Below are 26474 nucleotides of genomic sequence, written 5' to 3' on the forward strand. Positions count from 1 at the left end.
GGGAAATTAAAATGTCAGTACAAGAGCCTAAAGTAAAAAAAGCGGTAACGAATGAGGAAATGGAAAACAATTGGATCGTCCGTTTCGATCAAATGAAAGCAAAAGGAATACCGTTAATGTTCATTGATAGTATCATTCCGGGTCATCAACGCATCAACTATACATTAATAGGCGATACAGCAAGTGAAAATGATAACTTCACTCCTGAAATTACTGAACCGCATGGTTTTCAAATTGGAATGGTGAAAGCCCAAAAAGGAAACGGGCCTGCTTACCATACGCATGATTACATTGAATCCTTCCTGCCCCTTTCAGGAAAATGGCGTTTCTACTGGGGCAAGGGTCCAGATGAAATTGATGGCGAAACGATCATCGATCAATGGGACTTAATTTCATTACCGCCAGGCTTATGGAGAGGTTTCGAAAACATCAGTGAAGAAGATTCTTGGATTTTCGCCGTTCTTGAACAACATAAAGTATTTGATGGAAAAGACCCTTACTGGTCGCCAAAAGTGATCAAGGATGCAGCTGAATATGGATTTTTTGCCAATGATTTAGGGAAAATGATTAAACCGGATAACTTTGAAGAACTTGAAAAGGAAATTGCCGATAAATTGAAAATGGGTGAAAAATAAGGATGGACAAAGTACCGCTCATTTTGCTTCCGGGTACACTTTGTGATGAACGTCTATGGGAAACTGTGAACCTGTCAGATCTTGCAGATGTGAGAATCTGTGATGTGTCGAAGGCTGATACTATAGAAGGAATCGCTCAGGCGGTATTGGAAGAGGCCCCTGATAAGTTTGCACTTGCAGGCTTATCACTTGGTGGCATCATTTCTCTGGAAATCATGCGCCTTGCACCGGAACGGGTCATGAAATTGGCCTTGCTTGATACAAATCCAAATCCTCCGACCTTGGAACAAATCGAAGGTTGGGAGAGGTTCATCGATATGGCGAATAATGGTCAGTTTCTGGATATTACAACCCAGCACCTTCTGCCGGTGTTAATCCATCCAGACCGCAGAAATGATGAAGCATTAGTTTCCAAGATTATCGATATGGCTGAAAAAATCGGCATTGCAGGGTATATCAATCAGTTAAAAGCAGTGATGACGCGTTCGGATCAACGTCCCATCCTTCCTGCCATTGCATGCCCGACCATGATTTTGGCGGGAAGGGAAGATAGGGTATGTCCCCTGCATATGTCCGAGTATTTAACGGAAAACATTCCGTCGGCCAGCCTTGAAATTGTAGGCCATTCAGGACATTTGAGCCCTTTGGAACAGCCTGAAAAAGTAAGCGCTGCATTGAGGAAATGGTTGTCAGGTGATGGAAGTGCCGGTAACTGAATGCAATCTTCACAGCATTGAACGAGTCTGTGGAAAGAGAGGGAAGACGATGAATAATAATGCCATAAAGGAAAAAATCAAACGTGGGGAACAAGTTCTTGGTGCATTTTTAGGAATAAACTCCCCGCCATTAGTCGAAATGCTCGGTTATGCAGGCTTTGATTTTGTCGTAATTGATGACGAGCATGGTGCATTCAGTCCATCAGAGCTTGAAAACATTATCCGTACGGCAGAGTCTGTTGGGCTTGTCCCGATCGTCCGGGTTTCATATGACCCTTCCAGTATTCAAAAGGCTTTGGATCGCGGGGCAAAAGGTGTACAAGTACCGATGGTCAATACAAAAGAAGAAGCCCTTGAGGTAGTTAAGCGGGCTAAATTCCCTCCATATGGAAATAGAGGCGTATCGTATTCAACCAGACCGGCCCGTTACGGAAAAGATAGTGGAAAACCCTATTTAGATGAGAGTAATGAAAATGTTATGATAATTGTGCATATTGAAACGCTTGATGCAGCCAATAATTTTGAAGCCATTGCAACAGTCCCTGGAATTGATTTGGCATTCATCGGTTCCACAGACCTCTCGGTGAACATGGGATATCAATTGGAAGGTGCAAGTCATCCCAAAGTGCAAAAGGTCATCAATGAACTGTTCATAAAAGGTAAAGAGCTCGATGTGCCGATCGGTACCGTAGCCAATAACAGTGATGCTGCTAATGGGGCTTTTGACAAAGGAGCAAAGTTTGTTTGCATCGTGTTGAATAATGTGATTACAACTGCGTTATCGGATGTTATCTCTGCAAGCAAGGCCACTCAATCTGTTAAATGACTTTATAAGAAGTCCTGCATTTTGACGAATTTACTTTATACGAAAAGGATGGGTATTATGGCAGAAAAGAAGACAGGTTCAATCGAAGTTGCTCTAAAAGAAGAAAAAACAGCAAAGAATGCAAGCCAACCGGTCAAGAAATCAGCAAACTTCATCTTCTATGCAGATGCGGAAGACGTTAATATGCTCGATACGAAAGATGATTATGATTACATTAATATAGAAGAAACAAATCAAAAGAAACAGAGGATGAACGGTTTTAACCCAGAATACAATAACATCGTCGATTATATTGTGAAGATCACACGGCAAATCTGGAAAGAGAAAGACATCGGGCTTATTTATGATACGTATAGCACAAGCATATCTGTACATAAAGGGTTGATTAATAGTCATGGGGTTAACGAAGTCATTTCAGGTACGCTGCAAACATTGCATGCTTTTCCGGATCGGAAAGGGCTGGGATGGAGTGTAATCTGGTCAGGAGATGATGAAGCAGGATTTTTCACCTCACATCGAGGACGTTCTGTTGCAACGAACCTTGGAGATAGTTTATACGGTCCTGCCACTGGAAAGAAAGTGATGTTCAGAACAAGCGCCGATTGTATGATTTTAAATAATAAGATTTACGAAGAATGGCTTGTGATGGATACATATCATCTTGTCCTGCAACTCGGATTGGATCCGGTCGAGTTTGCTAAAAAAATGGCTAAAAGTACACAGAAGCTTGCTCCGGCTATACAGTTTGGATTTAAAGAGACAGCAGAAACGGGACTTCCTCCAAAACTATTCACTCCATCTTCTGATGAGTTCGAGATAGGGGAGTTCATGCAGCTAGTATTCAATCGAATTTGGGCTCGTCGCTCATTTAATTTTGTTCGCGAATTTTATGAAGATAATGCAGTCGTTCATTATGTCTGCAACAAGGATGTAATCGGAGTAAGTGAAATTCAAGGAATGTTCATGAGCCTCTTTGCCTCCATACCGAATGGGAAAGTGATACTTGAAAGGGTAACTTGTAATAGACGCGGATCTGATAGTGATTGGGATGTAGCGGTTCGCTGGAGGATACAAGGCGTGCACGAAGGAACAGGATACTTCGGAGCCCCTAGCGGAAAAGCCATTGATATTGCTGGCATCAGCCACTATAAAATCCGTAATGAAAAAATTTCGGAAGAATGGCTATTGTTTGATGGAATGGAAGTGTTGCGTCAAATCTATTTGCCTGATGAAAACGAAACACAACAAGATGGTGAATCCACAATCGATGATGGGAATTTTACCGGTGTATCTTGATTGACCAGTTGACGGCTGTGCTGCAGCCGTCTCTACACTAAACAATGACTAGGGGGAAAATAGGATGGAATATATGAAAAAAGCGGACGTGTTTGAACAGACCTCTTCACATGAAGTAGAACAAACGGTGAAGTCCATTATTGAAAATGTAAAAGCGGGCGGGGATGATGCAGTCCGGGAATATGAAAAAAAATTCGGTGATTCCGATCGTCCGGTCCGGGTTAGTGAAGAAGAGATCGAGCGTTGTATCAGGACACTTCCAGAAGAGGTAAAAGTGCTGATTGACCGGGTCGTGGAAAGAGTATCCGATTTTGCTAAAGCACAGTTGAGCTGCCTGACTCCATTTGAAAAGGATTTTGGCGATGGGATCAGGATGGGACATAGAATCGTACCGATCGAAAAGGTGGGAGCTTATGTACCAGGCGGAAGGTTCCCGTTATTATCATCAGGACCAATGGTCGTTGCCCCAGCAAAGGTAGCAGGAGCAAAAAGGATCGTTGCCTGCAGCCCGGCCAATTACGAAGGCGGCATCCATCCCGCAGTTTTATACGGCTTGCTCCGCTCCGGTGCTACAGACATTTTTGCAATTGGCGGGGCGCAGGCCATTGCCGCCATGGCATATGGAACCGAATCCATCCCGGAAGTGGATATCATCGCTGGACCAGGAAACCGGTTTGTAGCAGAAGCTAAACGACAGGTTTTCGGTAAGGTGGGCATAGATCTTATTGCTGGACCGAGTGAAGTGATGGTTTTTGCGGATGATTCAGCGTCACCTACGAAAATAGCGGCCGATTTACTAGCCCAGGCTGAACACGATCCGTACGCACGGGCCATTCTTGTCACAACGTCCCGAACAATTGCCGAAGAAACTGAAAAAGAAATCCAAGGCTTTTTGAAAACCTTCTCACCATCTTCCCCTGCACACGAATCATGGGAAAAAAGAGGGGAAATCATCCATGCGGATTCATTACAAGAAGGACTGGATATTTGCAATGATTATGCCATTGAACATTTACATTTGCATATTGAAAATAGCCGCGAATTGATGGAAAAACTAAATAACTATGGATCATTGTTTCTTGATGAAGGCAGTTCCGTCGTCTTCTCTGACAAAGTCTCTGGAACGAACCATACATTGCCGACTCAAAAGGCAGCAAGATATACGGGGGGACTTTGGGCAGGAAGTTATGTGAAAGTCATGACACATCAGGAAATCACAGGCCAAGGCATTCAATTCCTGGCATCCCATGCTGAAGATCAATCCGAAATCGAAGGCTTGGAAGGCCATAAATTATCGGCCACTGTCAGGTTGAAATAAAGAGTATCAATAGATAAAGTAAAATATTATTCTAGTAGTTAAATGTAAAAAGCAAACAAATGCCCATGATATTGTAATTCAATGTAGGGGGGCTGGAGTCAAAGCGCGGATTTTATACTCGGGATAATATCTGCGTTTTTGACTCTGCCCCTAAATCTATCTTACACCCAAAGTATGGTAATGAATTCAAGCCATATTGCTGTTCCTTGTTGGATATTATGGCTGTGGTACCTGTGATTTCAGGACAGGATCTACTAAGCATTCGTTAAAGGTCATCAGTCAACACAAAATTACGAGCCTAAATCAACTGCTCGTTTTTTGGGGCAAGAGTTAAGTGAAAAAATAACAATGAGGTGACCTAATGAACAAAGTCCAATTTCGGTTGAATATTATTTTATTTTTTATCATAACCGTACTCTTTTTTATTAGCATTTCAGCCTTTGATCCTTTTATTTCATCATATGCCAAAGATTTAGGGATCTCACCCGCGGTGATAGGCAGTGTGATGGGAGTGACGGGGCTGGCATCCATGTTCTTCCGTTTCCCGCTTGGCGTTTTCTCGGATATACTGAACAAAAGAAGGTTGATTATTCAAGTTGGGCTATTAGTTACAATCATTGGCTGGATAATCGCTTTTATTGAACCAAACGCCAATACTTTATATCTAGCGAAATTTTTGGATGGTATAACGGGGGCTACATGGGTTCTTTATACTGTAATGTTCGCCTCTTATTTTGGTGTCCATAATTCTGCAAAAGCTGTTGCTTTTTTAACTTTGGCAGATTACATTGGAGCTTTAGTAGGTTCGATAATAGGAGGAATAGTCGCAAACGGTTACGGATATTCATATTCTTTTCTTGTTGCGGTTTTTGCTGCTTCCATCGCCTTTATTTTAACGTTCTTTTTGAAAGAGATAAAAGTTACGGTGAAAAGGGAAAAATATCATGTAAAAAAAATCGTGAAGGAACAAATAACCGATAAAAACTTATGGCTTTTATCTTTGCTCGCAATCATAGCACTGATGGCTTCTTTTGGAATGAGAGTTACATTTACACCTCTTGTAGCAAGAGATTTAGGGGCTGAAGCGATTGCTCTAAGTTGGCTATCAAATACGTTTTTAATTGCAGGAGGGATTGCTGCCGCATTATGTGGAAGCTTTTTTTATAAAAAGTTGGGCTTGGTGAATACAGCTGTTGCCGGAGCATTTTTACAATGCATTGTTGCAATTTTAACACCATTTGCACCTAATTTACTTTTGCTCTTTTGTTTGCAAGCGCTTTCCGGGATCGCATTTGCATTGAATTTTACTGTTTTAATGTCATTAAGTATCATGGATATTCCAGAACATAAGCAATCTACGAGGATGGGATTTTTTCAAAGCGTGTTTTCGTTTGGAATGTTTTTTGGCCCGGTTTTGATGGGGATATTGACAGAGGCTTTCTCAAGAAGTTTTAGTTTTATAATAATAGGAATCCTTTCGGCTGTTTCAGGTATTTTAATAAAATGTTTCATTAAAACGAAGGCAAATGAAAACCAATACATTCTGACCGAAACGGATAGGGTTAGTTAATGGAACTATTCGGCCTTTGAAATTAAGCACAGGTAAAAGGGGTTATGCAAATTGATTTTAACGATAAAAGAACTAATGGAAGGGTATAAAAATAAACGGTTTTCCCCTACTGAAATAACAAAATGGTATATAGAAAGAATAAAAGAATTAAATCCTGCGTTGCATGCCTACATTACAATAACCGAAGAAAAGGCTTTTGATCAGGCGAAAAAGGCGGAAGTGAAGATTAGGGCTGGAGAAGTAAGCGGATTGTTAGGTGTACCTATTTCATATAAGGATTCGATCGATACGGAAGGGGTCTTAACAACTAGCGGCTCGATCATCGATGAGAAGCGAATCCCGGCTGAAAATGCTGAAGTTGTCACAAAGTTAGAGCAGGAGGGCAGCATTTCACTTGGTAAAAATAATATGTATGAGTATGCATTTGGCATCACCTCTCAAAATCCTTTTTTTGGTGATGTCATAAACCCGTGGAATAAAAATAAGACTGCTGGTGGATCAAGTGGTGGTTCAGCTGCTGCCGTAGCAGCAAATCTCTGCTTAGGTTCCATCGGAACAGATACTGCTGGATCAATTCGTGTTCCAGCAGCTTGTTGTGGCGTTGTGGGTCTGAAACCCACTTATAACTTAGTTAGCATGAAGGGTATGACCCCATTATCGTGGACTCTTGATCACGGAGGACCGATTGCAGGTAACATTGAGGATACAGCGATAATTTTGGAAACCCTTACAAGCATCCCTTACACAACGGCATGTCTGAATGGACTGGCAGGAATGAGGATCGGTCTGCCGACACATTATTTCAATGAAAATATGCAAAGCGATGTCAAGAAAATGTATGAAAAAGCTGTTCAGCATATGACCGATTTAGGAGCTGCCATAGTGGAAGTGGACACTTCTTTTTTAACAGATGTAGTAAGTGTTGCAACGACTCTTGGGACATCTGAAGTTGGGGTTGTTCACGATGAACGTATTCAATCCTCCATTCATCTTTACAGTGAAGGGGCCAAAAAAACCTTTGATAAAAGTCGGCTTATTTCGGCCTTTGACTATATAACTGCTTTGCAAAAAAGAGCGGAATGGACGCGTAGAGTGTCAGAAATCTTTTTTGGTGTTGATGTAATGATGACACCGGCGATGCCTATTGCAACAGCTGACGTACAAACAGAAGAAGTAACCATTGGGGGACAAAATGAATCTCTCGGGGATTGTATGATTCGCTACACCAGTCTTTTTAACATCACCGGACATCCGGCATTATCGATACCGTTTGGGCTTACAGAATCTGGAGTTCCGCTCGGTTTACAGTTAATCGCTAATCACAATAGGGAAGACCTCTTATTTCGTGCTGGCTATGCTTATGAGCAACATGCCTTGAAAAGTTTTTACTCTGGGAGGCACCGATTGCCCTGAAGAAAGCCGGAAGGAATAAAAAGAGTGATGATACATGTCTTATTTGCTAGTTTTCCTAATGCATTATGAGACTCGTATATATTATTACGCTATATAAAAAAATCTTATGTTGGAATTATCACATAACAAGTTTCTTGGTTTAATCGGGAGGATACAAGATCAATGATCTTAAAGAAAATATTAGAATTAAGTAAGATGATAGATGGGCACCGTAAGGATATATATGTATTGACGAAGAATAAAGGGACCTCTCATCCAGAGGTTCTAAAAATCAGTCAGCAATTGGATGAGGATATCATGAGGATGCAAAATTTCATTGATGAAATCAATCCCCGCCAACAAACATTGATTCGGTAGTGTATCCTTGAAGCAAATTAACAATCGGGATACCCGTTACATGACAATGCGCCTAAAATTGTGCTGGGGATACTTATGAAAATATACCTAAATAGTTTTTCCTTAGAGTTGAACTTTTCAAATGCAATAAACAATCAACCCACTATAAATTTATTATTGACAGAATTTTCTCACACTATTATGATAATGTTTATAAAGAATACGTATTCCTTATAATGTTTTCAGCACTAAAATATAGTTGAAAGTTTCATACTATTTTGAATACGTATTCAAAATGTTTCATCAAAGGAACTATGCAATAAGCACTAGCAACCTACATAGGTTTCATGAGTGTTGGACTTCTAAAGAAAGCGCATTCATCACCAAAATTGAATACGTATTCAAAAGCTGCAATTCAGTAATTTTTAGTTTAAGAAAAATGCAATACATCAATTCAAAACCAAATCAGAAAGGAACATGATGATGAAAAAAAGAAAAACCTTTCGTTTGATTACGGTACTCGTGTTGATACTAACTCTATTAGTCAGCGGCTGCAGCAACTCTGGTTCAGAGAATACGTCAGGTGTGAGCTTGAAAGGAAAGACAGTAAAAGTGTTATTGTCTGCTGGGGGTGTCGGTCAGTTCAATGCATGGAAAGCAAGAAGTAAAGATTTTACCGAAAAGACGGGAATTAAAATTGAGTTTATTGAAACGCCATATGAAAACCTGCTAGAAGATATCACTTCAGACGGTATTGCATCTGCTGGGGCATATGACTTGGTTGTGCATCTCGATACAATGGGTTCCTCCATAACACCATTCTTGGAGCCGCTTGATGAATATGTTAAGCGTGATGATTTCAATACTGATCGCTGGCCAGCACCGATCCTGGACCTATCGACATTCGATGGAAAGTTATACAGCCTGCCAGTCAGGGCACATGTGCAAATGCTTTTTTATCGAAAAGATATCTTTGATCAGCTAGGGCTGACTCCTCCTGCCACTTGGGAAGAGCTTGACAAGGTCAGTAAGGAAATTACGGATAAGACCGACCTTTCTGGTATCGTTCCTTATTACGGTGCAGGAAATAATGGGCAGAATCTACCTATGTGGACTTCGTACTTGTGGAGCAACGGCGGTGATATTTTGGATGATAAAATGAAGCCCGTTTTTAACAGCCCGGAAGGCATTGAAGCTACGCAACGATATTTAGATCTTCTTGTAACAGATAAAGTGGCACCGTCTGGCGCTGTCACATTTGGTGAACAAGACTCCAGAACTTTCTTTAAACAAGGGAAGGCAGCAATGTGGCTTGGCTGGTGGTGGGTGTACTCTGAGTTCAATGATAAAGAAGCATCTGCAGAAGACGTTGCTGGAAATGTGGGATTCGCCTCAGTACCGGGATGGGAAGGAAAAGGAAGCCAAGCGAACGTCGCTACATTCCCTCTGGCGATGATGAAAGGTTCAAAAAATAAAGAAGCGGCATGGGAAGTGCTTAAGTGGATTGCGGAACCTGATGAAGAGCTGGACATTGTTCTAAAAACAGTGAAAAACGAAAGTCCTTCAGCTGAGCAGTCAACTGTTATCACGCAAACGGAGAACTTGAGAAACGAAGAGTTAAATGAATTGACAGATGGATTCTACAATGTTGCTGCCGATAACTTTGATCATGCAAAAGCGCTTCCCAAAATGAAGGAGTGGCCTCGCATAGCGGATATAATTAGTGGAGCGATTTCGAAGATGGCCACTGGTGAGCCTGTAGAGCCAACATTGAATGATGCAGCAAAACAAGTGGAGCGGCTTTTAGATAAAGCTGGTTACTACGATTGATGAACAAGTTGTGTACATTCCTAGAGAAGAAGTTTATCCCTCTTCTCTAGGAGATTATGGGTGATGGGGAGCGAAGAACTCAAACAAAATAAATCGTCTTGTCTGTTAAAAGCATCACATCTTGTTCTCAAACATGGTAGGGGGAAGCTGAAATGAACCAAAAGCTCTTTAAATATGTACTATTAGCCCCGGCTTTTATGCTTATCGCCGCTACGACCTTTTATCCATTAATGAGGTCATTCTGGATCAGTTTACATGAATGGGATTTAAAAACGTCTGTTGGAATGGGCGCTTTCATTGGCCTCGATAATTATATCCGCGCTTTTTCCGATTCGCAATTTTGGAATAGCGTAAGGGCCACGCTGATTTTTGCTGCCAGTACAGTGGTGCTTACATTAATATCAAGCCTTATTGTCGCGCTCTTATTAAGTAAGGATAAAAAATATCTATCATACCTACGTGCTGTCCTTATCATTCCATTTGCAATGAGTCCGGCACTCATCGGGTATTCCTGGAGATTTATGCTAAATCCTGATTATGGATTATTTGACAAAATCATTGGGTTCCTGATACCGCCACTTTCAGATGTAGTATGGTTAGGGACGAACTCTACAGCGATGATTGCCCTCATCTCTGTAGTGGTATGGATTTGGCTGCCTTTTATGAGCCTAATGTTCATAAGCGGCCTGATGGGAATGCCAAGCGAGGTTTTTGAAGCAGCTAAAATGGATGGTGCGACTCCTTTAAAAACACTCTTCCATATCACTCTGCCCATGCTGAAGCCAATTATTCTCATAGCCTCCATATTGATGACGATGTTCACTCTTAAAGCGTTTGATCCGGTTGTCACGATGACGCGTGGAGGTCCAGGAGATTCAACGGAAGTGTTGAACTTCTTCATCTATAAGACGGGATTCCGTTATTTCGATATGGGTTATTCCTCAGCATTGGGTTACATTTTAGCCCTTATAACAATCGTGTTTGTTATTATCTACATGAGAAAATTGGTGAAGGGAGATGATTGGAACTAATGAGTCAGGTAGTTACAATACCCCAAAAGAAAAAGGTCAATACAAAAAAAATCAATTCAAAAAAAATGATGTCAGTTTTAGAAGTGATATGTGTCCTTATTATTGTCACCTTCTTGTTTCTTCCAATTTTCTGGATAGCGTTAACCGCCTTTAAGCCAGAGTCCGAAGTATATACCACTAGTATATTCTTTCAGGCAACATTAGATAATTTTAGAACCGTCTTCGGATCAGCCTTTAATTTGGGCAAATACTATTCAAATAGTTTAATTGTTGTTGTAGTGACACTTCTTATTACGATCCCGGTAAGTATTTTAGCCTCTTACAGTCTTTCGCGTTTTCAAATGCCATTCAAACAATTATTCATGTTTACGATACTTGCTACTCAGTTCATCCCGTTAATTGTAAATGTGATTCCCTTCTTCACTATGTTTCGTGACTGGGGGATTTTGGATACAACCCTTGCGTTAATTATTGTCAATCTGGGTCATACGATTCCTTATGCCATCTGGCTGACAAAGGGATTCATTGATCGAATTCCAATTGATATGGAGGAAGCAGCAACGATCGATGGGGCTAATAGATTACAAGTGCTATGGCATATTCTTTTGCCGCTTGCAAAGCCTGGCATCATTACGGCTACTGTTTTTTGTTTCGTGATCACCTGGAATGAATTCATGTTTTCTCTCGTGATAACCCAACAGGAAGCGGTTACTCTTCCGATAGCATTGTCTTTCTTTATTGGGGAAGAGGGAGTTTTATGGAACCAAATGGCTGCAGCTGGAATTATTTTCGTTCTACCAACGGTGATCTTCATGCTGCTTGTACGCAAACAGTTCATTCTTGGCATGACTTCAGGCGGTATCAAGTAATACGATCATGTAATTATCAAAGGTATGCGTGGAAGATGCGTCCAGATATTAAACCTAAAATAACCGGTTAAAGGAATCGCTTCAAGGGGGAGTTATAAGATGGCAGAGTTACGCTTAGAACACATTTATAAAATCTATGATAAAAATGCTGCAGCCGTTACCGATTTTAATCTTCATATTATGGATAAGGAATTTATCGTATTCGTAGGTCCGTCTGGCTGCGGTAAATCCACGACCCTCCGTATGGTTGCAGGTCTTGAAGATATTTCTAAAGGTGATCTATATATTGACGGAAAACGTGTAAATGATGTGTTTCCTAAAGACCGCGATATCGCCATGGTGTTCCAAAACTATGCATTATACCCTCATATGAGTGTATATGATAACATGGCGTTCGGTTTAAAATTACGCAAGTTTCCAAAAGACGAAATCGAACGGCGGGTAAACGACGCTGCACGTATCCTTGGTCTTGAACAATATTTAAAACGTAAGCCAAAGGCCCTTTCAGGTGGTCAGCGACAGCGCGTTGCTTTAGGCAGAGCCATCGTGCGTGATGCAAAGGTATTTTTAATGGACGAGCCGTTATCTAATTTGGATGCGAAGCTTCGTGTTCAAATGCGTTCAGAAATTGCGAAATTGCATCAGCGTTTACAAACAACCACTATTTATGTAACGCACGACCAAACAGAAGCAATGACGATGGCTACTCGTCTTGTTGTTATGAAGGATGGCATCATACAGCAGGTTGGTGCCCCAAAGGACGTATATGAATATCCAGAAAATATATTCGTGGGCGGCTTCATTGGATCTCCCGCAATGAACTTTTTCAAAGGGACATTAAAGGATGGAGCCTTCCAAATTGGAGAAGTAAGCATTGAAGTGCCAGAAGGGAAAATGAAGGTATTACGTAATCAAGGGTATGTTAATAAAGACATCATCTTGGGTATCCGCCCGGAAGATTTTCACGATGAACCACTTTTCATCGATGCATCCCGAGGTACAAAGGTGACTATCAAGGTAGAGGTATCAGAGTTAATGGGAGCCGAAACCATGCTATACTCCCAAATTAGTGATCAAAACTTTGTTGCACGTGTGGACGCCCGAGCAGAGGTGCAACCTGGACAACTGTTAGAACTAGCCTTGGATATGAATAAAGTCCACTTCTTCAATCCGGAAACAGAGCTTCGTATTCACCCTGGAAAGAATAGCTGAAAAAATGGCACGTTATCTGGAGATCGGACCTTTTCAGGTACAAGAAATACGGAAAGGTTGATCTCCTGGTACAATATCTTCTATGTTTACGCAGATGAAATGAATATACTTATATAAAAAATGAATCTGAATACATAATAATAGAAGATACGAAAGAAATGAAAAATAGGATGAACTGGGTTTCACCTATAATAGCCGCCGATTTACTTGACCAGGTTATCAAGGTGGGGTGTATCTGCAGATTGGCTGTCAGTCCTGGAAACCATATAGGAATATTGGTAAACATTAATAGATTCGCCCTTCGTCTAGCAGAGACGAAAGGGAGCGAGATTGAAAGGATGGAATATATGAACAAAACTAATAAAATTAATAATCGGAAAGAAACCATCTTATTCTTTATCATTAGCTTGTTGTTCTTTGTCACCATTACGGCATTTGATCCATTTATCTCCTCTTATGCTAAAGATCTTGGGTTCGATTCAGTTGTGATAGGCAGCATTATCGGCATTTCAGGGATTGTTGCTTTATTGACACGGCTTCCGGTAGGCGTATTTTCGGATATGCTGCATAAACGAAGATTGTTTATCCAAATGGGGTTGCTGGTAACCATCGTAATGTGGACGCTGGCCTTTTTCATACCAAGTTCAACAACATTGTACCTTGGGAAAATTTCGGATGGTTTAACTGGTTCCACCTGGGTCATTTACAATGTCATGTTCGCCTCTTATTTTGGTGTGAAGGAAGCGGCAAGAGCAGTGGCGATATTGGGTGTTGCATCGCCGGTTGGTTCCATACTCGGGACGACCATCGGTGCAGTAGTGGCCAATAGTTATGGGTATCGGTATAGCTTTTTAGTGGCGGTGGCCGCCGCCATACTTGCGCTGGTTTTAACCTTTTTCACAAAAGACCTAAGTATTAAAGGGGTAAAAGTTAAATACGATAAGAAAATACTTGTCGAGCAAATCACCGATAAAAAAATCTGGGTCATTTCTGTTTTGGCAACAATTGCATTGATGGTCACCATTGGAACAAGGGATACGTTCACACCTTTAGTCGCAACCGACCTTGGAGCAAATCCACTATTGATTGGCATGCTGGCAAACACTCACCTGATCATATATGGCTTAGCGGCAGGATTATGCGGGGCCCTCTTTTATAAAAAAATCGGTTTGATGAATACAGCCATTTTGGGAGCGGTTTTACAAGGGGTCATCATCATATTGATTCCTTATGCTGAAAATTTAAAGATGCTTTTTCTATTACAGGCATTTCAAGGCTTCGGATACGGACTGATCTTTACGGTCGTCACTTCCTGGGCTGTTGAAAATATCCCGGAGATTAAACAATCGACGAGAATGGGCTTGTTCCAAAGTTTATATTCTGCTGGAATGTTTTTAGGGCCCGTCCTAATCGGCATCTTGATTGAAGTGTTTTCAAGATCGACAGGCTACCTGATCATGGGGGCATTATCAATTGTTTCTACCATTCTTATTAAAACCTCCATAAAACGCTCAAAAAAAGAAGCGGTAAATGAAGAATATCCTCTTGAAGAGATGCTGATTGAAAGAAAATAGATTCTTTGAAAAGGCAAGGCAAGACAAGGAGAGCAGACCTTAACGGGTTTGCTCTTTTTTTACTTTTTTTAAGGCTCTTTTCGTAAAGATTGTTGTTTTTAAAACGAAACTATTTAAGGTTGATTGGAGCGGAAGTGCGAGACTCCTGCGGGAGCGGCGGGACAGGTGAGACCCCACAGGCGTTTACGCCGAGGAGGCTCACCGCCCGCCCCGCGGAAAGCGAGCATCTGGAGTGGAAATCAACCACACTGCATTACTTGGTAAATAGCAACGAATTATGTGAAAACAGCCTTTTTTAAAGTTCAGCTTCAAGCCCTTGCCGAATCCATACTTCAATTTCCTTCACGCAAACAATAAACTGCATACAGGTTGCCTTAATGGCCAAAATGATCTTTATTCACAAAATTTCATTAATATTGACGGTATCAATCTATGACTTTATCATAACAACAGGATAATGATAATCATTTTCAATTATGTTGGAAGTTAAATAGGCATAGAGGACGGAAAGGGTGCAAAAAATGAGAGAATCAAGAAAAGTAAGATCGTTTGGGGGAGGAGCATTAATCCTGTTATTCACGATCATGATGATGTTATCAGGATGCAATAATTCTCAAAAAACGACAGAAGCAGAGAAGACATCTGCCGAAACAAGCAATCAAGAAACTAGGACGATCAAGCATGAAATGGGAGAAACGGAAATTAAACATACTCCTAAAAAAATCGTTACGCTTGAGTTATCTTTCGTTGATTCTTTAAATGCCCTAGGGATAAAACCTATCGGGATTTCAGATGACAACAAAAAAGATATGATTACAAAACTTGTAGGACAAGAGATGGATTACACTTCTGTAGGAACACGTGAGCAGCCTAATTTAGAGGTGATCAGTTCTTTACAGCCCGATTTAATCATTGCAGATGCTGAACGGCATAAAGGGATTTATAAAGATTTACAGCAGATTGCTCCTACCATTGTCTTAAAAAGCCGGGAATCTACATATCAAGAAAACCTGGATTCTTTTAAAACGATTGCAAAGGCAGTGAATCAGGAAGATGCTGCAGAAAAAAGATTGAGCGAACATGAAAAAACGATTAAGGAACTTAAAGCAAAACTTACGGTTGATTCTAATATGACGGTTTTACCTGCAGTTGTACGAGATACTTCATTCCAAGCCCATACTTCTTCTTCTTATGATGGGGAATTGCTTGAACGCATGGGATTGAAAAATGCCATTCAGCAGGAACAGCCACATGCCGAGATGAACCTGGAGCAGCTTGTCGAGATTGATCCGGATGTGCTGCTTCTAGCGAACAATGAGGGTAAGTTACTTACGGATGAGTGGAAAGACAATCCTCTTTGGAAAGGGTTGAAGGCTGTAAAAAACGGACAAGTGTATAGTGTTGATCGGGATCTATGGACGAGATACCGTGGTGTTGTATCCGCGGAGGCCATTGCTAAAGACACTTTAAACATGCTTGGTGAAGAATAAAGGAACAAAAGCGAAGTAAGAGATCCCATTCTTACTTCGCTTTCCATTAGGTGTAAATTTAGTTAGGAAGTGTGTTGTATAGCGATGGAAACTGTAGCTAGAAGTAAACTGAAAGTGTATTGTACCGCTATAGCTGGGATCGTTTTGCTGATTTTAGGAGTCCTGGCGAGTATTTCTGTAGGAGCGGCCGATATAGATGCATCCATGGTTTTGAAGTCTTTTTTTGATGCCGACTCGTCCAAGGAACAGACTATTATAAGGACGCTTCGATTGCCCCGGGCTTTAGTTGGAGCATTGGTCGGTGCCAATTTAGCGGTGGCGGGCGCCCTCATGCAGGCTATTACCCGGAATTCATTAGCTTCTCCACAAGTGTTTGGCGTTAATGCCGGTGCCTCATTTTTCATTGTGTCCGCGTTCGTTTTCTTTCCCGCCCTTTCTTCCGTCTCTCTAGTTTGCGTTGCCTTCATTGGCGCAGCCGTGGGAGGGATGGCCGTCTATTCTTTCGCTTCGGGAGGAGGGATGACCCAAGTAAAGCTGGCCTTGGCCGGAATGGCCGTTCACTTTTTTTTATCTTCTTTAACGCAAGGTATGATCATCTTTAATGAACAGGCGAAAGATGTGCTTTATTGGTTAGTCGGGTCTATTAATGGTAAAACATGGGCGCATGTTAACATGATTCTTCCTTGGTCTTTTTTCGGGCTACTTGTCGCTGTCATGTTCTCTCGATCCGTTTCTATCCTTGTTTTAGGAGAAAATATGGCGCAGGGACTTGGGCAGCGGGTGTACCGAATCCGTATATTAGCAGGAATATTGGTGATCATTTTGGCAGGATCTTCGGTTGCCGTCGCAGGACCGGTGGGCTTTGTGGGATTGATCATTCCTCATATTGTCAGGAGACTGGTGGGCGGGGATTATCGGAGAATCATCCCTTTTTCTGCATTATTCGGCGCTTTACTCTTGGTTTACGCAGATATTCTCGCCCGGTTTATCGCTTATCCTTTTGAGTCGCCGGTAGGCATCGTAACGGCTATAATCGGTGCGCCATTCTTCCTTTATTTAGCGAAGAGAGGGAGGAATATTAAGCAATGAAACGAAAACGGACATTTGAGTTGAAATCGGCTTTGCACCCTTATTCTATTCTCCTGATGCTGACGGTCACCATGATGATTTTAGCATTGGTGAGCCTGGGCTTAGGGGCCATTTATATTTCACCTTTGGACATTCTCCAAAATTTCCTTGGAAATGGCATGCAAAGCCAGGCATTCATTCTGCACAACTATCGCATACCACGTATTTTAATTGCCGTGATTGTGGGGGCCGGATTGGCAACGGCTGGAGCCATTCTGCAAGGGGTCCTTCGAAATCCATTGGCTTCCCCAGATGTGATTGGGGTAACAAAAGGGGCCGGTTTGGCAGCTGTTGCAGTCATCGTTTTATTTCCGCAATCGCCCATTATCATTCTGCCTCTTTCAGCTTTTGTCGGAGCGGCGGTCATGGCGGCCATTTTGATGATATTTGTTTATAAAAAAGGAGCCCAGCCAAATACTATAGCATTGGTGGGAATTGCTTTAGGGGCCATATGTCAAGCGGGGATAGAGTATTTCATGGTCAAGTTCCCGGATGATGTGAACACGACATTGCTGTGGCTGACTGGAAGTCTATGGGGAAGAGGATGGGATCAAGTATTCATTTTGCTTCCATTTCTTGTCCTTGTCCCGGTATTGATTGCCTTAACTTCCAAAATGGATGTACTTAGCCTTGGCGACGATATCGCTACAGGTCTCGGTGAAAGATCAAAATTACTGCGTTATATATTGTTAAGCGTTTCCGTCATTTTAATCGGAGTCTGTGTAGCTGCGGTTGGTTCCATCGGGTTCATCGGTTTAATTGCCCCCCATATCGCACGGAGGCTGGTAGGGTCGAAATTCAAGGTTTTGCTTCCCGCTTCAGCTCTTTTCGGTTCCATCTTTCTACTCGTTGCCGATAGCTTGGGAAGAGGATTATTCCCTCCAATAGAAATACCTGCGGGAATCATCACTGCGGTGATTGGGGTGCCATATTTTTTATATCTATTACGCCGGGAACGAAAAATAACATAAGGAAGGCTGAATATCATGACAACATTATCAGCAGAGCATCTTTCCCTCTCTTATGGATCAACTCAAATCATCGATAATATCGATTTGGAAATTCCTGAAGGCAAGATCAGTATAATCATAGGCTCCAATGGTTGTGGCAAATCTACCATTCTAAGGTCCCTAGCCAGATTATTAACACCCCAGAAAGGTACGATCTATTTAGATGGAAAAGCCATTCATCTTCAATCTTCCAAAGATGTGGCAAAGAAATTGGCTATCCTGCCCCAAGCTCCGGAAGCTCCTGAAGACATAACCGTTAAAGAACTATGCTATTATGGCAGGCATCCGCACAAAGGCTTATTTTCCAGACAAACCCCGGAAGATCATGCCATTGTCGACCGTGCATTATCCGCAACAAAAATGACGGAATTCGCTGACCGGACATTGGATGCATTATCTGGAGGGCAAAGGCAAAGGGCTTGGATTTCAATGGCTTTGGTACAGGAAACCGACCTGCTTCTATTGGATGAACCGACAACCTATCTGGACTTAGCGCACCAAATTGAAATATTGGAATTACTGCGCGATTTAAACGAAACGCATGGGCGCACGATCGTCATGGTACTGCATGATTTGAATCAGGCGGCACAGTATGCCGATCATCTGATTAGCATCAAGAAGGGGAAAATCTATAAAGAAGGGCCGTCTGAAACAGTCTTTACAAAAGAGATGATCAAGGACGTCTTCGGACTGGAATGCTGCATTATTGAAAATCCTGTTGATCAAACGCCCCTATGCATCCCGATTGGTTTATCTCAAGATTAGTGAGATGCATATAGAGTTCGGAGACAAGAAAACATCAGGGGGATTTCACATCCCCCTGATGTTTTTTATCATGTATTTTATTTATTCCCTGGGGCAGGTTGGTCGACCCCTTTAATTCTATGTCTATGGCCATCATCTTCCGTTGTGTAAAAATCGTAGTAGTGAACGTGCATTCCATTTCCAACCGGAATGGGCGGTCCCGAATATGCCTTATAATAATGTGTATGTCCATCCTCAAATAACACATATCCTTCAGTATAATGAATATGTTCTCCCTCTTGTGATGGAATTGGCGGGGAAGTTACATCTAAACATTGATGGACATGGCCATCCGCTATGGAAGTATAATCAACAGACCCATGATTATGATGTGGTACGAACCCAGATACAAAATCATTTCTTCCTACTTTATTCAATCTCTTCACCCCTTGTATAAACAAATGTTTTATAAACCATATGCTTGGAAAAATAAGAAGATTCTTAACGAAAAATTTATGCAAGGTAAAAGCTCTTTAAGTGCCGGCTGGGATCCGTTTAAATGATAAAATAGAAAGACTTATATATTAGAGGAGGCTTATTATCTTGGAAGCCAAATGTGTTAAATTCTATGAGTTCGGGAATCCGCAAAAGGTATTGAAGGTTGAAAATAGATTTATTCAAAGTCCTTTCGAGGGGGAAGTCCTCGTTCGGATGACCGCACGTCCCATTAACCCGTCTGACTTGCTGCCCATTCGCGGTGCATATTCCCACCGCATTCCATTGCCTTCCATACCTGGTTATGAAGGGGTCGGCATTGTAGAAGAGGTGGGCCCATCGGTTTCGAAAGAGCTGATAGGCAAGCGTGTACTGCCTTTGCGCGGTGAAGGGACCTGGCAGGAATATGTTAAAACATCTGCGGACTTGGCCATCGTCATTCCCGATTCGATCGAGGATTATGTGGCAGCGCAATTATATATAAACCCGGTTACCGCATGGTTAATTTGTACAGAAGTATTGGCATTGAAACCGGATGATGTATTACTCGTAAATGCTTGCGGATCTTCCATCGGCCGTATCTTTACCCAGTTATCCAACATTCTTGGATTTAAGCTGATTGCTGTAACGAGAAACAATAAGTATACGGAAGAACTGCTTAAGCTTGGTGCTTCATATGTGATCGATACGTCCCGATCATCTTTGCATGATGCAGTGATGGACTGGACGAATGGGCGCGGGGCGAAAGCGGCCATAGATTCAGTGGGCGGCATCGATGGTTCAGAGCTAGCTTTTTGTGTTAGGCCTAATGGCATCTTATTAACGATCGGCCTTTTATCAGGACAGTCTGTAAATTGGGCCGAGATTTCACAAAGGACAAAAGTGGATGTGAAAATGTTTCATCTTCGCCATTGGAATCAGCAGGCTTCCGTACAGACTTGGCATGAAACGTTTAACCTTTTGATGGGCTTCATCCATGATAAAAGATTGAAGTTCATGATGCCGGCTTCCTGCTACAGCCTTCAAGATATGCAGAAAGCCATTATGGCTACGGACAATGAAGGGAAGATTTTCTTAAGCAACTGATTTCCCATGCTAAAATTGCAACGGACAGCTCTTCCAATAGGTTCCTAAGGTAAATGGAAATGTTGCCTGATAATATGGAATTACTTGATTACCTGTAAGGTGCTAGTTTAGAATGCGGAATAGAACATGTTGATACATGATACGACTTTGGAGGAAATACTTATGAAAACCATATATGTGAATGCTACATTTTTTACTATGGACAAGGAAAATCAAATCTTTGAAAACGGCATGATGATTGTACAAGGTGATACCATATCCTACATCGGCCAGCATGATGAACAACAATTGGCAGATGCAGATCAGGTGGTAAACCTTGGCGGGAAATGGATCATGCCAGGCCTTGTGAATGCCCATTCGCATATTGTAATGACCCTTTTACGCGGTATCGGGGACGATATGCTGCTGAAGCCATGGCTTGAAACGAAAATATGGCCCCTTGAAAGCCAGTTTACAACGGAAATCGCCTCTGTAAGCTCTCAGCTGGGCATTATGGAAATGATGAAATCAGGAACCACGACATTTTCGGATATGTTTAATCCTAATGGAATAGATGCAGGTGCTGTCATGGAAACGATAGGTGATACAGGAATGCGCGGGGCCTTTTCCTACACGATCTTCAGCTTGGGTACCGAAAAAGACCAAAAAGCGAACCTCATGGGGGCAGAAATGTTTTCAAAAAACTATAAAACGTTTGCCGATGGCCGCCTGACTACCATGGTCGCACCACATAGCCCATATGCCTGCACACCTGAAGCGATCATGGAAAGTGCACGGATTGCAAAAGAGAATGATTTGATGGTGCACATCCACGTATCGGAAACGGACTTTGAAATCCTCGACATCGAAAAGCGTTACGGCTCCCGTCCTGTCGAGCACCTTCGCCGTCTAGGCCTGTTCGATCAGCCTACCGTGATGGCACATGGTGTGGTTCTCAATGATGAAGAGCGGGCGATACTGAAACAGCATGATGTGCGCGTTGCCCATAACCCAATCAGTAACCTGAAGCTTGGATCGGGAATTGCCGATGTCGTCAGCCTTCTTGATGCAGGCATTAAAGTGGGAGTGGCAACAGATGGCGTCGCCTCCAATAACAACTTCGATATGTTCGAAGAAATGAGGACAGCTGCATTACTGCAAAAAGGAATCTATAAGGATGCCACCAAATTCCCTGCCCAAACAGCACTCGCCATGGCCACAAGAATGGGCGCAGAAGCGATAGGGATGGGCCATACCGGATCACTCGAAGCTGGTAAAAAAGCAGATTTCATCACCATTTACCCATATGACAAAGAACACCTGCAGCCGCTGAGTGAAGCCTATTCGCACCTGCTTTATGCAGCACGCGGAAATGATGTATGTGATGTATACATCGATGGCAAAATGGTCGTGAAAGAAAGGCGCTGCTTAACGATCGATGAAGAAAAAGTAATCGCCGAAACGAATCGCCTGCAAGGTACCCTATCACGTTAACGCTGATGGGAAAACAAACGGATGCACAGAAGAAGGAGCTGCCATTTGCAGCTCCTTTTTTTAGATTAGTCAAAAAGGAATGGCCGCTAGTATTGTGGAATTATTTTTAACACTTAGAAATCCGTCGTGAGTCCAGTTTCTTTGAAATATATAAACAAAGTAAGCCAGTTAAAAATATTAATAAGAAAATAGGGAGGGCAAAAACGGTTAAAAACGAAAATATGAAAAAAATGCCGCTTACCGCAAATATGAGCCAACTGCTAATCAGCAAGCAACTGGATAAAAAATCTTTAACCGCATGGATCATGAATTTCACCACCATATGACAATCTATGTATTGATTATACACTATTTTCCAATTATGTTACTTCGAGAAATAGCTGAAAAAGGAGGGCAAAATGAATGGAAAGTGAATCTCCGTTGTTAAAAGAGCATTTGTATGAGCTTGAGGAGAAATTGTTAAAATCTGAAGTCCGTACATCCCCGGAAGAGCTTTCATTATTATTGAAAGATGATTTCTTTGAGTTCGGCAGCTCGGGTAATATATGGTCTAAGAGCGACTTTTTGGGGCAAGAGGGAGCTCGACCGGTGAAAATGACACTAAGTCAATTTGATATGCATCCATTGTCTGAGGATACCGTGTTAACGACGTACCGGATTTTTGATGAAGATAAAGAGGAACATACCTTAAGGAGTTCAATCTGGAAATGTACGAATGGAAGATGGCAAATGTTTTTTCATCAAGGCACAAAAACGAAAAGGTCCCCTTAAGCCTATTATTCATGAAAAAGAAAAAATAAATATTTTAAATGAGCGTAAGTAAAATGAATTTTGCTTAATCAAAAACTATTTCACTAAAATGATAGGGGCGGATGAAGCTGATTTTTCGTACTATTGATACCGACAAAGATAAAGATATCATCCTTACATTCAGGAAAGATTCCTATGTTGTAAGTTTTGGATCTGAAGATGGTTTCGGAGATGAAAATACATATTTGCAACGGATGAAAGAACGGGTCCGCAAATTTCCGGGCGGACAGGTGATCATTGAAAAGGACCAAGAATCGATTGGACAAATGGAACTTCAAATTCGGGAGTATGAAGGAAAGGAAATCGGCTATGTGAATCTTTTTTATCTTATTCCCGATTACCGCAGTAAAGGCCTTGGCAAGGAATTGGTTCGCTATGCAGAAAACTTTTACAGGCAATTCAATGTCCCGGAATATCATTTAAGGGTTTCTCCGGATAATGGAAGGGCGATTCGTTTATATACGAATTCAGGCATGAAGAAGATAAGCGAAGAAAATGAAAAGTACCCTGTATGGAGAATGAGCAAATCATTAAAAATGAAATAAAGTTATATTGTTATAACTTTAAAAGCGTCATTTCACTATATTATGAAAATGTTTAGTGCGAAAAAAATAGGGTTGACTTTAGAGAAATTTGAATATATAGTGAAGGACATAATTAAATACAACGTTAATTCTTATCAAGAGATGTGGAGGGACTTGGCCCTATGATACCTCGGCAGCGGGTTTTTACTTTTGTAAAAATACTGTGCTAATTCCAACGGACGAAAGTTTGAAAGATAAGAAGGAGCTTTTCTTAGATAATTAATTTAAGAGTTTACTCTTTTTTATGTCTAAAAGAGGCCTCTTCTGTCTGATGACGGAAGAGGCCTCTTTTGTTTATTCAAAATGCAGAAGGTTAATTGGAGAATTGGTTTTCTCAGGTTTACTCGTGAATTCCAAAATTCAGCCCTACCATTATGAAACTTTGCAAAGCTCTTCTCTGGATAATGAATTCGTACAAATAAACAGCATGGGGGGAGATTGAATGATTGAGTTTCAAAATGTCAAAAAGGTTTATCAAACAAAGAAACAGACTGTCGAGGCTTTGAAGGGCATCAATTTGACAGTGGAAAAGGGCGATATATTCGGTGTAGTCGGTTATAGCGGGGCCGGGAAAAGTACGTTGATCAGGTTGGTCAATTTGCTTGAACAGCCATCAGACGGTTCGGTGATTGTCGGGGGCATGGATTTAACCAAATTGAACCCGAAGGAATTGCGGGCAGAAAAGAAAAAGATCGGGATGATCTTTCAGCATTTTAATTTGCTGAACTCAAAGACCGTTTTTGATAATATCGCCATGCCGCTGATTTTATCGGGAACCCCTGGAAAAGAAATCAAAAAGCGGGTAGGCGAGCTGTTGGAGTTCGTTGGCTTATCGAGCAAAGCAAAGAGTTATCCGGAACAATTATCCGGCGGTCAAAAGCAGCGGATCGGCATTGCGAGAGCATTGGCTACCAATCCATCGATCTTATTGTGTGATGAAGCTACATCTGCATTGGATCCACAAACAACGAGCGCCGTTCTCCAGCTCTTAAAGAAAATTAATAAAGAATACAATATTACCATTCTGCTAATCACCCATGAGATGTCAGTCATTCGGGAAATCTGCAATAAGGTAGCGGTCATGGAGGGCGGATGCGTCGTTGAACAAGGTTCGGTTTTCGAAGTGTTTGCGAAGCCGCAAACGGATATTGCAAAAAACTTCGTGAGAACGGTCATACATGACGAAATTCCACAAAGTTTCCTGAAAAGCATAGGGTCCCATATCCCGATAATTTGGAAAATTAATTTTATTGGGACTACTTCGGGTACTCCTTTGCTTTCAACCATCTCGAAGAAATATGATGTTCATTTAAGTGTTTTATCAGCCAATATTTCTGAAATTCAGGAAACGCCTTTCGGGAATTTGATCATCGAAGTGACCGGGAACAAAAATGAGGTGGACAAGGCTTATCAATATATTAAAGATGAGGGGATTCTCGTCCAGGAGGTGCAAATAAATGGGTAATACGTTATGGGGAATGGAAATAACGGCAGATCAGCTGTCAACAGCTTTCGGTGACACACTTTACATGGTAGCCATTTCATTGATATTTTCCGGATTGATTGGGCTTCCGCTCGGTATCCTGCTTGTCATTACAAGAAAGGGCCACATCCTGGAGAATAAATGGGTCTTTAATATATTGAACCCGATCATCAATATATTACGGTCGGTTCCTTTCATCATCTTGCTTGTAGCACTTATTCCGTTTACCAGAATGATTGTTGGCAGTGCGATCGGAACGAATGCGGCCATTGTTCCGCTAATCTTTTACGCGGCTCCTTATATCGCCCGGCTTGTGGAGAACTCCCTGTTGGAAGTGGACAAAGGGATCATCGAGGCGGCTCAGGCGATGGGGGCGACGACATGGCAAATCATTTATCGCTTTTTGATTCCCGAGGGACTTAGTTCGTTGATCCTTACATTTACAACAGCGACAATCGGGCTTGTTGGATCTACGGCCATGGCAGGTGCGGTCGGGGCTGGCGGGGTCGGAGATCTAGCTTTGGCTTACGGTTATCAAAGGTTCGATACGATGACGATGATCGTCACAGTGGCGGCGCTCGTGATCATCGTTCAATTATTGCAATCCACCGGGAATTTTGTTTCAAGAAAAATCAGAAGAAGATAAACATAACAGGAGGCAGGAGAAATGAAGAAAATTTTATTAACGATCATCGTATTGGCATTGGCCATCGTGTCTGCAGCATGCGGGAACAAAGAAGGGGCATCAGGCAGTTCGGATGATGTGAAAACAGTGAAAGTCGGTGTCAGCAGCGGGGATACAAGAACATGGGAATACATTGTCGACTTAGCGAAAGAAGAAGGGCTTAATATCGAACTGGTCACTTTCAATGATTATATCCAACCGAACCTTGCGCTAAGTGAGGGGGAAATTGATGCCAATTCATTCCAAACGGTCGCTTACTTCGATGAATTCATTCAAGATCAAAATCTGAAATTAGAGGCCATCGGGTCGACTGTCATTGCGCCTATGGGCCTTTATTCGAAAAAACATAAAGATCTTAAAAGTCTTCCGGATGGCGCTACGATTGCCGTTCCGAATGAAGCAACAAACTTTGGCCGTGCACTGCTTCTTCTTCAGGAAGCTGGGTTGATTACATTGAAAGAGGAATTCAATGGATCGGGATCATTGGAAATCATTAAGGAAAATCCGAAAAACTTGAAAATCCAACCTGTTGCTGCCGGCAATACACCGCGTCTATTGGATGATGCCGATGCTTCAGCCATCAATAATAACTTTGCGGTCGAAGCAGGCCTTACTTTAAAAGATTCTTTATTCCATGAAAGTAAAACGGCGAAACCATATATTAATATCATTGCAGTTAAAAAGGGAGATGCCGATCGTCCTGAGCTGCAAAAGTTAGTGGAGCTTTATCAATCGAAAGAAGTGGAAGCGTTCATTGAAAAAACGTTTAAAGGAAACACCATTCCTGCCTATGTTTCTGTAGATGAATTAGTGAATTACCAGGATGCCTGGACAAAACCAGCTAATGAAAAATAAGAACA

25 protein-coding genes and 1 riboswitch are annotated in these 26474 nt (G+C 41.8%); of the genes, 24 read left to right on the forward strand and 1 reads right to left on the reverse strand.

The genetic code is table 11. The annotated features are described in order from the left end of the window. Positions 1-11: 11 nt before the first annotated feature. The 17 genes from ACQKNS_RS09870 (at position 12) to ACQKNS_RS09950 (ending at position 19019) form a co-directional block, all read left to right on the forward strand. Positions 12-635 (forward strand): cupin domain-containing protein, encoded by a 624-nt coding sequence (locus ACQKNS_RS09870; RefSeq protein WP_427642478.1) that lies wholly within the window; start codon positions 12-14, stop codon positions 633-635. A 2-nt stretch (positions 636-637) separates the two neighbouring features. Beyond that, on the forward strand, positions 638-1351 hold the full coding sequence (locus ACQKNS_RS09875; protein ID WP_427642480.1) for an alpha/beta fold hydrolase: 714 nt from the start codon (positions 638-640) through the stop codon (positions 1349-1351). A gap of 49 nt (positions 1352-1400) precedes the next feature. Continuing rightward, positions 1401-2177 (forward strand): HpcH/HpaI aldolase family protein, encoded by a 777-nt coding sequence (locus ACQKNS_RS09880; protein ID WP_427642482.1) that lies wholly within the window; start codon positions 1401-1403, stop codon positions 2175-2177. A gap of 57 nt (positions 2178-2234) precedes the next feature. Further along, positions 2235-3473: an ester cyclase gene (locus ACQKNS_RS09885; RefSeq protein ID WP_427642484.1), complete on the forward strand. Its 1239-nt coding sequence runs from the start codon at positions 2235-2237 to the stop codon at positions 3471-3473. Positions 3474-3537: 64 nt separating this feature from the next. Next, entirely contained in the window at positions 3538-4791 is a 1254-nt protein-coding gene (gene hisD, locus ACQKNS_RS09890) for a histidinol dehydrogenase (protein WP_427642486.1), read from the forward strand. Positions 4792-5152: 361 nt separating this feature from the next. Next, entirely contained in the window at positions 5153-6361 is a 1209-nt protein-coding gene (locus tag ACQKNS_RS09895) for an MFS transporter (protein ID WP_427642488.1), read from the forward strand. Between the two features lie 51 nt (positions 6362-6412). Beyond that, positions 6413-7774: an amidase gene (locus tag ACQKNS_RS09900; RefSeq protein ID WP_427642489.1), complete on the forward strand. Its 1362-nt coding sequence runs from the start codon at positions 6413-6415 to the stop codon at positions 7772-7774. Between the two features lie 162 nt (positions 7775-7936). Further along, complete coding sequence (locus tag ACQKNS_RS09905) at positions 7937-8131, forward strand: aspartyl-phosphate phosphatase Spo0E family protein (RefSeq protein WP_427642491.1); 195 nt, start codon at positions 7937-7939, stop codon at positions 8129-8131. Between the two features lie 462 nt (positions 8132-8593). After that, on the forward strand, positions 8594-9940 hold the full coding sequence (locus ACQKNS_RS09910) for an ABC transporter substrate-binding protein (protein WP_427642493.1): 1347 nt from the start codon (positions 8594-8596) through the stop codon (positions 9938-9940). A gap of 152 nt (positions 9941-10092) precedes the next feature. After that, complete coding sequence (locus ACQKNS_RS09915; protein ID WP_427642494.1) at positions 10093-10971, forward strand: carbohydrate ABC transporter permease; 879 nt, start codon at positions 10093-10095, stop codon at positions 10969-10971. Further along, positions 10971-11840 (forward strand): carbohydrate ABC transporter permease, encoded by an 870-nt coding sequence (locus ACQKNS_RS09920; protein WP_427642496.1) that lies wholly within the window; start codon positions 10971-10973, stop codon positions 11838-11840. Before ACQKNS_RS09915 ends, ACQKNS_RS09920 begins: the two co-directional genes overlap by 1 nt. Before the next feature lie 99 nt (positions 11841-11939). Beyond that, on the forward strand, positions 11940-13052 hold the full coding sequence (locus tag ACQKNS_RS09925) for an ABC transporter ATP-binding protein (protein WP_427642498.1): 1113 nt from the start codon (positions 11940-11942) through the stop codon (positions 13050-13052). A gap of 158 nt (positions 13053-13210) precedes the next feature. Next, positions 13211-14626, forward strand: a complete 1416-nt coding sequence (locus ACQKNS_RS09930) for an MFS transporter (RefSeq protein ID WP_427642500.1) — start codon at positions 13211-13213, stop codon at positions 14624-14626. Positions 14627-15147: 521 nt separating this feature from the next. After that, a complete protein-coding gene (locus ACQKNS_RS09935; RefSeq protein ID WP_427642502.1) occupies positions 15148-16116 on the forward strand; it encodes an ABC transporter substrate-binding protein in 969 nt (322 codons plus the stop codon). An 84-nt stretch (positions 16117-16200) separates the two neighbouring features. Continuing rightward, on the forward strand, positions 16201-17205 hold the full coding sequence (locus tag ACQKNS_RS09940) for a FecCD family ABC transporter permease (RefSeq protein WP_427642504.1): 1005 nt from the start codon (positions 16201-16203) through the stop codon (positions 17203-17205). Further along, positions 17202-18215 (forward strand): FecCD family ABC transporter permease, encoded by a 1014-nt coding sequence (locus ACQKNS_RS09945; protein WP_427642505.1) that lies wholly within the window; start codon positions 17202-17204, stop codon positions 18213-18215. The genes ACQKNS_RS09940 and ACQKNS_RS09945 overlap by 4 nt, the downstream gene beginning before the upstream one ends. Positions 18216-18230: 15 nt before the next feature. Continuing rightward, positions 18231-19019 (forward strand): ABC transporter ATP-binding protein, encoded by a 789-nt coding sequence (locus ACQKNS_RS09950; protein ID WP_427642506.1) that lies wholly within the window; start codon positions 18231-18233, stop codon positions 19017-19019. Between the two features lie 77 nt (positions 19020-19096). Here ACQKNS_RS09950 and ACQKNS_RS09955 read toward each other — a convergent pair whose 3' ends face one another. Continuing rightward, entirely contained in the window at positions 19097-19435 is a 339-nt protein-coding gene (locus tag ACQKNS_RS09955; RefSeq protein WP_427642507.1) for a YmaF family protein, read from the reverse strand. A 166-nt stretch (positions 19436-19601) separates the two neighbouring features. Here ACQKNS_RS09955 and ACQKNS_RS09960 point away from each other — a divergent pair, with 166 nt between their 5' ends. The 7 genes from ACQKNS_RS09960 to ACQKNS_RS09990 all read left to right on the forward strand — a co-directional run bounded on the left by ACQKNS_RS09960 (position 19602) and on the right by ACQKNS_RS09990 (position 26469). Next, positions 19602-20579 carry a zinc-dependent alcohol dehydrogenase family protein gene (locus ACQKNS_RS09960; RefSeq protein WP_427642508.1) on the forward strand — a complete coding sequence of 326 codons (978 nt, stop codon included), beginning with the start codon at positions 19602-19604 and terminating at the stop codon, positions 20577-20579. A gap of 162 nt (positions 20580-20741) precedes the next feature. Beyond that, the gene (locus tag ACQKNS_RS09965; protein ID WP_427642509.1) at positions 20742-22052 is read left to right on the forward strand and encodes an amidohydrolase family protein; all 1311 of its coding nucleotides are present in this window, start codon (positions 20742-20744) and stop codon (positions 22050-22052) included. Positions 22053-22454: 402 nt separating this feature from the next. Then, the gene (locus tag ACQKNS_RS09970) at positions 22455-22823 is read left to right on the forward strand and encodes a DUF4440 domain-containing protein (protein WP_427642511.1); all 369 of its coding nucleotides are present in this window, start codon (positions 22455-22457) and stop codon (positions 22821-22823) included. 101 nt (positions 22824-22924) lie between these two features. After that, positions 22925-23407: a GNAT family N-acetyltransferase gene (locus ACQKNS_RS09975; protein ID WP_427642513.1), complete on the forward strand. Its 483-nt coding sequence runs from the start codon at positions 22925-22927 to the stop codon at positions 23405-23407. A 128-nt stretch (positions 23408-23535) separates the two neighbouring features. Beyond that, a riboswitch (SAM riboswitch) is annotated at positions 23536-23647 on the forward strand. A gap of 241 nt (positions 23648-23888) precedes the next feature. Then, complete coding sequence (locus ACQKNS_RS09980; RefSeq protein ID WP_427642515.1) at positions 23889-24911, forward strand: methionine ABC transporter ATP-binding protein; 1023 nt, start codon at positions 23889-23891, stop codon at positions 24909-24911. A 13-nt stretch (positions 24912-24924) separates the two neighbouring features. Then, positions 24925-25575, forward strand: a complete 651-nt coding sequence (locus ACQKNS_RS09985) for a methionine ABC transporter permease (protein ID WP_095391521.1) — start codon at positions 24925-24927, stop codon at positions 25573-25575. 21 nt (positions 25576-25596) lie between these two features. Further along, entirely contained in the window at positions 25597-26469 is an 873-nt protein-coding gene (locus tag ACQKNS_RS09990; protein WP_427642517.1) for a MetQ/NlpA family ABC transporter substrate-binding protein, read from the forward strand. The last annotated feature ends 5 nt before the right edge of the window (positions 26470-26474 follow it).

The sequence above is a fragment of the Peribacillus sp. NPDC094092 genome (genome assembly GCF_050279365.1).
Taxonomy (GTDB): Bacteria; Bacillota; Bacilli; order Bacillales; family DSM-1321; genus Peribacillus.

Excerpts from the sequence above, each read along its gene's own strand:
- ACQKNS_RS09905 (WP_427642491.1), top strand. The coding sequence starts at position 7,937 with ATGATCTTAAAGAAAATATTAGAATTAAGTAAGATGATAGATGGGCAC.
- ACQKNS_RS09870 (WP_427642478.1), top strand. The coding sequence starts at position 12 with ATGTCAGTACAAGAGCCTAAAGTAAAAAAAGCGGTAACGAATGAGGAA.
- hisD (WP_427642486.1), top strand. The coding sequence starts at position 3,538 with ATGGAATATATGAAAAAAGCGGACGTGTTTGAACAGACCTCTTCACAT.
- ACQKNS_RS09885 (WP_427642484.1), top strand. The coding sequence starts at position 2,235 with ATGGCAGAAAAGAAGACAGGTTCAATCGAAGTTGCTCTAAAAGAAGAA.
- ACQKNS_RS09920 (WP_427642496.1), top strand. The coding sequence starts at position 10,971 with ATGAGTCAGGTAGTTACAATACCCCAAAAGAAAAAGGTCAATACAAAA.
- ACQKNS_RS09985 (WP_095391521.1), top strand. The coding sequence starts at position 24,925 with ATGGAAATAACGGCAGATCAGCTGTCAACAGCTTTCGGTGACACACTT.
- ACQKNS_RS09975 (WP_427642513.1), top strand. The coding sequence starts at position 22,925 with ATGAAGCTGATTTTTCGTACTATTGATACCGACAAAGATAAAGATATC.
- ACQKNS_RS09915 (WP_427642494.1), top strand. The coding sequence starts at position 10,093 with ATGAACCAAAAGCTCTTTAAATATGTACTATTAGCCCCGGCTTTTATG.
- ACQKNS_RS09935 (WP_427642502.1), top strand. The coding sequence starts at position 15,148 with ATGAGAGAATCAAGAAAAGTAAGATCGTTTGGGGGAGGAGCATTAATC.
- ACQKNS_RS09875 (WP_427642480.1), top strand. The coding sequence starts at position 638 with ATGGACAAAGTACCGCTCATTTTGCTTCCGGGTACACTTTGTGATGAA.
- ACQKNS_RS09880 (WP_427642482.1), top strand. The coding sequence starts at position 1,401 with ATGAATAATAATGCCATAAAGGAAAAAATCAAACGTGGGGAACAAGTT.
- ACQKNS_RS09895 (WP_427642488.1), top strand. The coding sequence starts at position 5,153 with ATGAACAAAGTCCAATTTCGGTTGAATATTATTTTATTTTTTATCATA.
- ACQKNS_RS09925 (WP_427642498.1), top strand. The coding sequence starts at position 11,940 with ATGGCAGAGTTACGCTTAGAACACATTTATAAAATCTATGATAAAAAT.
- ACQKNS_RS09950 (WP_427642506.1), top strand. The coding sequence starts at position 18,231 with ATGACAACATTATCAGCAGAGCATCTTTCCCTCTCTTATGGATCAACT.
- ACQKNS_RS09945 (WP_427642505.1), top strand. The coding sequence starts at position 17,202 with ATGAAACGAAAACGGACATTTGAGTTGAAATCGGCTTTGCACCCTTAT.
- ACQKNS_RS09970 (WP_427642511.1), top strand. The coding sequence starts at position 22,455 with ATGGAAAGTGAATCTCCGTTGTTAAAAGAGCATTTGTATGAGCTTGAG.
- ACQKNS_RS09940 (WP_427642504.1), top strand. The coding sequence starts at position 16,201 with ATGGAAACTGTAGCTAGAAGTAAACTGAAAGTGTATTGTACCGCTATA.
- ACQKNS_RS09980 (WP_427642515.1), top strand. The coding sequence starts at position 23,889 with ATGATTGAGTTTCAAAATGTCAAAAAGGTTTATCAAACAAAGAAACAG.
- ACQKNS_RS09930 (WP_427642500.1), top strand. The coding sequence starts at position 13,211 with ATGAAAAATAGGATGAACTGGGTTTCACCTATAATAGCCGCCGATTTA.
- ACQKNS_RS09965 (WP_427642509.1), top strand. The coding sequence starts at position 20,742 with ATGAAAACCATATATGTGAATGCTACATTTTTTACTATGGACAAGGAA.
- ACQKNS_RS09990 (WP_427642517.1), top strand. The coding sequence starts at position 25,597 with ATGAAGAAAATTTTATTAACGATCATCGTATTGGCATTGGCCATCGTG.
- ACQKNS_RS09910 (WP_427642493.1), top strand. The coding sequence starts at position 8,594 with ATGAAAAAAAGAAAAACCTTTCGTTTGATTACGGTACTCGTGTTGATA.